Genomic DNA, 8,320 nt, shown 5'->3' with positions numbered 1-8,320 from the left:
GCTCCAGCCGGGCCCGCAGCACCTCCGCCCCGGCCCCGGGGTCCAGCACCGCCCCGCGCAGCCCCAGCCGCCACAGCGCCAGCAGCACCGCCAGCGCCCGCGGCCCCGGCCGCACCGCCACCCCGACGGTGTCCCCGGCCCGCAGCCCGCGCGCGTGCAGGGCGGCGGCGAACGCGTCGGCCAGCTCGACGAGTTCACCCCCGGTGGCACGTACCCGGGTGGCCCCGCCCCGGGAGGCGGTGAGCACGGCCGGCCGCTCGGGCCGGGCGCGCAGCGCGTGTTCCAGTCGGTCCAGCATCAGCGGGGGTCGTCCGTTCCGTGCGTGCCGCTGCCCTGGTCCAGGTACCAGCGGGCGGTTCCGGCGAGCCCGTAGGCGCGCAGCCGCCGGGTGGAGTTCTCCACGACCATGCCCCGGCAGCGGGAGATCCGGTCGGTGTGGCGGCGGACCGCGTTCAGGAACAGCCGGTCCGTGGGGGAGGGCCGCCGCGGCATCCCGCCCACCGCCAGGTACAGCTCGGCGGTGATCGCCATGTTGTTCCCCGCGTGCATCCGGTACGGGGCCCGGTAGCCGTGGCGTCGCGCGTGCCGCGGCCGCAGCCGCCCGAACAGCGCGGCCAGCCCCACCAGTGCGGTGAACGCCGCCCGGCCCAGCGGTCCGTGCTCGTCGCGCCGCGCCGTGATCCGCCCGCACACCAGCCCCGGCCGCGCCAGCAGCGCGGCCCGCGCCGCCCCCGCCCAGCCGGGCCCCGGCAGGCAGTCGGCGTCCGTCCGGGCCAGCAGGGCCGCACCGCGCGCGATGGCGTACCGGAAGCCGGTGTCCACCGCCGAGCCGACCCCCTTCTCCGGCTCCTCGATCACCTCCACCGGGAACGGCGCACCGGCCGCGAACTCCCGCGCGAGGGCGCCCGTTCCGTCCGCCGAGGCGTTGTCGACGACCAGCAGGGTGAAGTCCCGGTCCCGCTGCGCGGCCAGCGCCCGCAGCGTCCCGCCGAGCCGTGCCTCCTCCTGGTGCGCGGGCACCACCACCCACAACCGCGCGCCGCCGCTCACGACTTCTCCCAGACCATCGTCATGATGCTGATCCCGCCGCCCAGCCCGACGAACAACACCCGGTCGCCCGAATGCAGTTCATCGAACGTCCGGTCCAGCTGCACGCCGATGCTCGCGCTCGCCACGTTGCCCAGCTCGGGCACCGTCACCACCAGCTTGTCCCGCGGCACCCCGGTCAGCTCGGCGAACCGCTCCAGGTAGGGCACCGTCACCTGGTGCACCAGCACCTTCGCGAACCCGTCCCAGCCCGTCCCGGCGCGGTGCAGCGTCCGGTCGACGACGGCGGTGCCCGCCTTCTCGAAGACCCCGCGCAGCTCGTGCCCGTCCCCCCGGAAGTAGGTGTACGAGTCCCCGCGCGGGTGCCGCGACCCGCCGCCCGGGATACCGCCGACCTCCCAGTGCTCGGAGTACGTCTCGCCGTCCACGTCCAGGATCCCGCCGCGCTCCACCGGTTCGAGGACGACGGCCGCGCCCGCGTCGCCGAAGGTGTAGCCGGCGAAGGTGCCGCGGAACTCCGCCAGGTCGGCGGGGTCCCTCCGCACCGCGCGGCTCGGGGTCTCCCCGGTGACGACGAGCGCCCGGCGGGCGCGGCCGGCGAGGATCATGCCGCGGGCGAGGTCGATGCCGTTGACGAAGCTGTTGCAGGCGTTCGTGACGTCGAGGGCGTGTGCCCGCGAGCCGAGTTCCGCCTGCACGATGTGCGCGGTGGCGGGCTCGACCAGGTCCCGCGAGGCGGAGGCGAAGACCAGCAGGTCCACGTCGAGCGGGTCCAGCCCGGCCGCGTCCAGCGCGCGGCGGGCGGCGCCCACCGCGAGGGTGGACGCGTACACCCCCTCGGCCGCGACCCGCCGCGAGACGATCCCGGTGGCGAGGGTCAGCAGCCGGTCGGGCAGCGCGAGGCCGCTGCGCCGGGTGACCTCCCGCTGGAGGTCGTCGGAGGACAGCACGTCCTCGGGCAACAGGGCGCCGACGGCGGTGATCCCGACGCGGGGTTGCGGCTCGCATGGCTGTATGGGCATGCCTCCACGATGGCGGCGGGGCGGCCGCCCGGCCTGAGTACGGATGCTCAGATCCCTTGCGGGGGTGCTGAGTAGGGCCCCGGTACGCCACCTCAGGTGAGGAGGCCCCGCCCCACCCTTCACCCGCACGTGCGCTCCGCGCCCGTCGCCTCAAACGCCGGCGGGGCTCTTTACAGCCCCGCCGGCGTTTGAGGCGCGGGGTCTGGGGCGGAGCCCCTGGAGACGGAGAAAGGGCGGGGCGGGGAGACCGGCTCCGCGCAGCGGACCCGCACCCCGGCTCAGCCCGCCGGCGGTGCGCCGAAGCGTTTCCGCAGGCGGGCCACGATGCCGGGCCCGGGCCGGCGGGGGGCGTCCGGCTCGGCGCCGGGATCGCCGGAGAGCCGCTCCGGGACGGCCCCGGGGTCCACCGGCGGCTGCCCGCCGTCCGCCAGGGGTGTGTCCGCGCGGGTGCGGAGCCGGGTGCGCAGGTCCGGGGGAAGGTCCTCCCCGGCGTGGCGCAGGAGTTCCGCCGCCAGTCGCGGGGCGTCCCGGTCGCCGGGCGCGGCTTCGGCGGCCGCCCGGGCCAGGAGGGGCCAGGTCCCCGCGCGGCCGTGGACCGGGGCGCCGGTCGTGGCCAGGAGGAGGAGGGCCTCCACCGGGGTCGGGGGCGCCCCGTCCCACACCAGGCGCATTCCGGTCCGCAGGACCAGCGGCTCCGCGTACGGGGAGACCCCGGCCTCCCGCAGCAGGGTGTCCAGGGCGACGACCGCGTCGCCCCCCGGCCGCCCCAGCGCGCACATGCGCAGGTGCGGCAGCGCCTCCGCCGCGCCCAGCCGGAGCCCGGTCCGGGCGAACAGCCGCGCCCCGGCGGCCGGATCGCCCGCCGCGAGGGCGTCCAGCCGGTCGAGTACGAGGGCCCGCAGCGCCGGCAGCTGCGCCAGCGCGGCCCGTATCTCCTCCCCGTACGTCCCCTCCGGGTCCGCGAGCAGGCCCCGCGCCAGCTTCCCGGCCGCCTGCGGCAGCAGCCCCGCGGTGTCCGCGCCGAGGGCGGTGGCCGCCGGCAACAGCCCGGCCTGCGCCGCCGGTTCGGCATCCGGGTCGGCCAGCGCCGCCCGCAGCTCCGGCTCCAGCTCCGCCGCGAGCGCGTCCCGCGTCCCCGCGTCCAGGGCCGCCAGCAGCCGCTGCGACGCGGCCGCCTCCGCCGCCCCGCGCGGCTCCCCGCCCGGCCGCACCAGCACCCCGGCCAGCGCGTGCAGCCGTACGTCGTCCAGCGCGTCCGGACGCCCCGCCGCCCAGTCGGCGGCCGCCGCCCGGGCCGCCGAGCCCAGCGGGACACCGGCGGCCAGCGCCAGCGCGGCCAGCGGGCCCGCCCCGTAGGGCTCCCCGGGCAGCCGGCGCACCTCCGCGAACAGCTCGGGCCGCCCGGCCCGCCAGAGCGCGGCGGCCGTGCGTGCCCACAGCGCCGCCGGACCGGTCGGCGCCTCGGGGGCGGCCCCGCGGCCGGCCTCGTACACCCGGTGCCGCCGTCCCCCGCCGGCCGGCAGGGGGGCGTCCTGCGGCAGCACCCCGACCAGCTGCTGGGGGGCGGACAGCGGACGCCGCGTGTACGTGGTGAAGCTCAGCCGATGCCCGCGCGCGTGCGGCAGCACCCCGCACGCCAGCATGACCCAGCGGGCCACGTCCGCGGGGTCCGCCTCCACCAGCACGACCCGCGGCGCGCCCGGCTCCTCGACGACCCGGCGCACGTCGTCGAAGAACGCGGCGAGCCACGCCCCCCGGGCCGCGACGAACTCCGCCATGGCGGCCCGGTCGTACGGTCCCGGCGGCGGTATCCGCTCGAGCGCCGGCGGCGGCCCGTCCGCCGGGGTCCGCTCCCGCCACCCCGCCGAACCCCAGGCGGTGACCGGGAGCGCGCCCGCGGCCTCCGCGGGGAGGAGGACGGCGTGCGCGTGGAACCCGGTGGCGGTGCGCCCGGCCCGGGCCAGCAGCCGGCTGCCGTCCGGCAGCAGGCTCAGGCTCAGTGCCTCGGGGCGATCGGGGCCCGGCGGCGGGTCGTACGCCAGGAGCGGCTCCGCCTCGCGCAGCAGCGCCTCGGGCACCCCGGGCGTCACCGCGGCGAAGCCCGGACCGCCCTCGTAATGGAACTGCGGAAGGCTCACGCGTCCCCCTCCGTCCCGCGGACCCCTCGTACTGACGCCCCGTCAGGGTCTGTTGCGGAAAGCCCGCTTGCCCGTACCGTCGTTCCCCGAACCGTCCTTCGAACCGTTCCCGGAACCGTTCCGCCCCCGGAGCGCACGGTATGACCGGCCCCGTTCCCCGTCATGCCCCGCGCCCCCCTGCCGTGTGTGGGAGGTCATTCCACCAGATGCGCGGGCCGTTCGGGAGTTCCGCCACCGGCGGCTTCCGTTCGCCCGCTGTACGGCCCGACGTCAGACAGGCATCTCCGTCCGGTACCCCGGGGCCGCTGTCCTTGGGGCGCCCGACTCCCCCCTCCACCCCCAGAGGTCGTCACACCATGGCTGAACTGAACCGACGCAGGTTCCTCCAGATCGCCGGCGGCACCGCCGCCGCCGCGATGCTGAACGAGAGCATCGCCCGCGCCGCCTCCATACCGGCGCAGGGCAGCACCGGAACCATCCAGGACATCGAGCACATCGTCGTCCTCATGCAGGAGAACCGGTCCTTCGACCAGTACTTCGGCTCGATGAAGGGCGTCCGCGGCTTCGGGGACCCGCGGCCCGTGCTCCAGGACAACGGAAAGTCGGTCTTCTACCAGTCCAACGGGACGAAGGACATCCTGCCCTTCCACCCGCAGGTCAACGACCTCGGCATGCAGTTCGTCGAGGGCCTCAACCACGACTGGGCCGGCGGCCACCAGGCCTACAACAACGGCAAGTACGACAAGTGGGTGCCCGCCAAGACGACCACGACGATGGCGTACATGACGCGGGACGACATCCCCTTCCACTACGCCCTCGCCGACGCCTTCACCGTGTGCGACGCCTACCACTGCTCCTTCATCGGCGCCACCGACCCCAACCGCTACTACATGTGGACGGGCCACACCGGCAACGACGGCACCGGCGGCGGCCCCGTCCTCGGCAACCAGGAGGCGGGCTACGGCTGGAAGACCTACCCGGAGCGCCTGGAGGCGGCCGGGGTCTCCTGGAAGATCTACCAGGACATCGGCGACGGCCTGAACGCCGCCGGCGGCTGGGGCTGGATCGGCGACGCCTTCCGCGGCAACTACGGCGACAACTCGCTCCTGTACTTCAACAGTTACCGCAACGCCCAGCCCGGGGACGCCCTGTACGAGAAGGCGCGTACGGGCACCAACGCCAAGGCGGGCGAGGGCTACTTCGACAAGCTGCGCGCGGACGTCGTGAACGGCACCCTGCCGCAGGTCTCCTGGATCGCCGCCCCCGAGGCCTTCAGCGAGCACCCGAACTGGCCGGTCAACTTCGGCGCCTGGTACATCTCCCAGGTCCTCGACGCGCTGACCGCCAACCCGGCGGTGTGGGCGAAGACGGCGTTCTTCATCACCTACGACGAGAACGACGGCTTCTTCGACCACGTCGTGCCCCCGTACCCGCCGGCCTCCTCCGCCTGGGGCCTGTCCACCGCCGACGTGACCCGCGACCTGTACACCGGGGGCGTCTCCGGCTACGCGGCCGGACCCTACGGCCTGGGCCCGCGCGTCCCGATGATCGTGGTCTCCCCCTGGAGCAAGGGCGGCTACGTCTGCTCCGAGACCTTCGACCACACCTCGGTGATCCGGTTCATGGAGAAGCGGTTCGGGGTGCAGGAGCCCAACATCTCGCCCTGGCGCCGGGCCGTCTGCGGCGACCTGACCTCGGCCTTCGACTTCACCCAGGCCGACGCCACCCCGGCGGCCCTGCCCTCCACGAGCGCCTACGTCCCGGCGGACCACAACGCGCACCCCTCCTACCACCCGGTCCCGCCGGCCACGGGCACCCTGCCCAAGCAGGAGGCCGGCTCCAAGCCGACCCGTGCCCTGGGCTACAGCCCGTACGTGGACGGCGCGCGCACCGTCTCCACCGGCAAGTTCACGCTGACCTTCGCCTCCGGCCCGAAGCTCGGCGCCCACTTCCACAGCACCTCCGGCAACCGCACGGACGGCCCCTGGCCCTACTCGGTCGAGGCGGGCAAGACGATCTCGGACACCTGGAGCACCAACAGCTCCACCGGCAACAAGATCGACCTCACGGTCTGGGGCCCCAACGGCTTCCTGCGCACCTGGAAGGGCCCGGCGAAGAAGGCCGGCCCCGAGGTCACGGCCCGCCACGCGGACGCCACCGGCAACCTGACCCTGACCATGACCAACGGCGGCACCACCGCGGTCAACCTCACGGTCACCAACGCCTACGGCGGCGCCGCGCAGACCTTCAAGGTCAACCCGGGCGCCACCGTCCCGTACACCGTCGACCTGCGCGCCTCGGGCCGCTGGTACGACGTGACGGTGGTCTCCGACGCGGACACCACCTTCCTGCGCCGCTTCGCGGGCCACGTCGAGACGGGCGCCACGGGCGTCTCGGACCCGGCGATCAAGACCGTCTGATCCGGTCGTCCGGGGTGCGCAGCAGCCGCCGTTCCAGGACCGGCAGGTCCCCGGGGCGGTGGCTGCGCGCGTGCCGCAGCAGCCGGTCCCGGGCGGTGTCGGGGACGCGGCGGCGCTTGGGGTGGCGGGTGGTGAACCCCTCGCTCGCGAAGAACCGCACGGCACCCTCCAGCCCGGCCCGGTCCGTCTCCCGCACCGCCCAGGCCAGTTCCTCCGTCGCCACCCCGGCAAGCAGCCGCGCGGGGGCCAGCTCGGCGAGCAGCGAGGCCGCGTCGCGGGGCTCCTCCCGTACGGCGCCCAGCCAGCCGAACGCCAGCGCGGGCGGCACGCCCCGCGGCGGCTCCGGGTCCTCGGCCCCGGCGGCCAGGGCCTCGGCGTACTCCCGCACCGCCGCGGGCGCGGCAGCCACCCACCGGGCGCGGTGCCGGGCCGGGATCCCCTCGGGGGAGAGCGGGTCGAGGAGCCGGTTCGAAGCGGGCGTGGGGTGCGTGACGCCGGTGCCGTCGCCGCACGTGCAGAACGCGACGTCGGGGTCGGCCAGTTCCCGGCCGAACCGGACGACGGCCCGGTAGGCGCGGATCTCGGCCGGGTCGTTGATCTCGTAGCTCTTGGGGTGGTGGGGGTGACGGGCGCCGTCGGCCCGTGAGAAGGCCCCGATCACCAGCGGGCCGGGGCGAGGTTCGCGATGCACGGTGTGATCGTAGGCCCGGTGGGCAGAACGAACGGCGTCGGTTCCCACGTCACCGGCACCGTCACCGTCACCGAGGGAGAACGCATGGCCATCGCCCACCGTAGGATCGGCACCGGTCCCGTCCGCGTCATCGTGCTGCACGACTGGTTCGGGACCTCGGCCAACTGGGGCTCCGTGCTCGACTACCTGGACCCCGAAGGGTTCTCGTACGCCTTCCTCGACTACCGCGGCTACGGCGCGCGCCGCGACGTCCCCGGCCGCCACACCCTCCCCGAGATCGCCGACGACGTCCTCGAACTCGCCGACGAACTCGGCTGGGACACCTTCTCCCTGCTCGGCCACTCCATGGGCGGCAAGGCCGTCCAGCAGGTCCTGGTCCGCGCCCCCGAGCGGATCGAGAAGCTGATCGGGCTCTGTCCCGTCCCGGCCGCCCCCTACGAGATGGACGACGCCACCCACACCCTCTTCTACGGCGCCGCCGAGGACCCCGCCAAGCGCCGAGCCATCCTCGACCTCGTGACCGGGCACCGCGCGAGCCGCCACTGGCTGGACCGGATGGTCGCCCACTCCCTGGAGGTCTCCCGCCCCGAGGCCTTCGCCGGCTACCTCGCCGACTGGCAGCCCCGCGACCTGTCCTCCGCCGTCAAGGGCAACACCGTCCCGGTCCTCGTCCTCGTCGGGGAGTACGACCTCGCCCTGACGGCCGATGTGATGCGCGCCACCTGGCAGGTCTGGTACCCGGACTGCACCGTCGTCACGATCCCCGGCGCCGGCCACTACCCGCCCCACGAGACCCCCGTGGCCTTCGTCACGGAGGTGGAGGCCTTCCTCCGCGGATGACCGCACCCCGAGAACGCCCGTAGGGGGTACGAGGCGGACCTCGTACCCCCTACGGGAACGGAAGGGTGAGTGACGGGACTCGAACCCGCGGCCACCTGGACCACAACCAGGTGCTCTACCAACTGAGCTACACCCACCACGAAGGGCGGCGGACCACCCGTT

General features: G+C 75.1%; 7 protein-coding genes and 1 tRNA gene. 2 read left to right on the top strand and 6 right to left on the bottom strand.

All coding sequences use genetic code 11. The features are described from left to right. The 4 genes from ACFVXK_RS34935 to ACFVXK_RS34920 form a co-directional block, all read right to left on the bottom strand. The coding region (locus ACFVXK_RS34935; RefSeq protein WP_389620174.1) for an AMP-binding protein at positions 1-298 on the bottom strand (298 nt) is incomplete at its 3' end. Further along, positions 298-1,050 carry a glycosyltransferase family 2 protein gene (locus ACFVXK_RS34930; protein ID WP_389620171.1) on the bottom strand — a complete coding sequence of 251 codons (753 nt, stop codon included), beginning with the start codon at positions 1,048-1,050 and terminating at the stop codon, positions 298-300. The genes ACFVXK_RS34935 and ACFVXK_RS34930, both read right to left, overlap by 1 nt. After that, a complete protein-coding gene (locus ACFVXK_RS34925; protein WP_389620169.1) occupies positions 1,047-2,069 on the bottom strand; it encodes a 3-oxoacyl-ACP synthase III family protein in 1,023 nt (340 codons plus the stop codon). Before ACFVXK_RS34925 ends, ACFVXK_RS34930 begins: the two co-directional genes overlap by 4 nt. Before the next feature lie 278 nt (positions 2,070-2,347). Continuing rightward, positions 2,348-4,207 carry a GTPase-associated protein 1-related protein gene (locus ACFVXK_RS34920; protein WP_389620166.1) on the bottom strand — a complete coding sequence of 620 codons (1,860 nt, stop codon included), beginning with the start codon at positions 4,205-4,207 and terminating at the stop codon, positions 2,348-2,350. A 356-nt stretch (positions 4,208-4,563) separates the two neighbouring features. Between ACFVXK_RS34920 and ACFVXK_RS34915 the strand changes: the two genes are divergently transcribed. Next, positions 4,564-6,627, top strand: a complete 2,064-nt coding sequence (locus ACFVXK_RS34915; protein ID WP_389620163.1) for a phosphocholine-specific phospholipase C — start codon at positions 4,564-4,566, stop codon at positions 6,625-6,627. Here ACFVXK_RS34915 and ACFVXK_RS34910 read toward each other — a convergent pair. Then, complete coding sequence (locus tag ACFVXK_RS34910; RefSeq protein ID WP_389620160.1) at positions 6,614-7,318, bottom strand: hypothetical protein; 705 nt, start codon at positions 7,316-7,318, stop codon at positions 6,614-6,616. The two genes, ACFVXK_RS34915 and ACFVXK_RS34910, sit on opposite strands and share 14 nt — an antisense overlap. Positions 7,319-7,336: 18 nt before the next feature. On the opposite strand from ACFVXK_RS34910, the gene ACFVXK_RS34905 reads away from it, so the two are divergent. Continuing rightward, a complete protein-coding gene (locus ACFVXK_RS34905; protein WP_389620153.1) occupies positions 7,337-8,158 on the top strand; it encodes an alpha/beta fold hydrolase in 822 nt (273 codons plus the stop codon). A 64-nt stretch (positions 8,159-8,222) separates the two neighbouring features. Here ACFVXK_RS34905 and ACFVXK_RS34900 read toward each other — a convergent pair. After that, a tRNA-His gene (locus ACFVXK_RS34900) sits at positions 8,223-8,295 on the bottom strand. Positions 8,296-8,320 lie beyond the last annotated feature (25 nt).

The organism is Streptomyces sp. NPDC058157, from assembly GCF_042884105.1.
In the GTDB taxonomy this organism is placed as follows: Bacteria; Actinomycetota; Actinomycetes; order Streptomycetales; family Streptomycetaceae; genus Streptomyces.
This window is presented reverse-complemented; position numbering and strand designations above follow the sequence as displayed.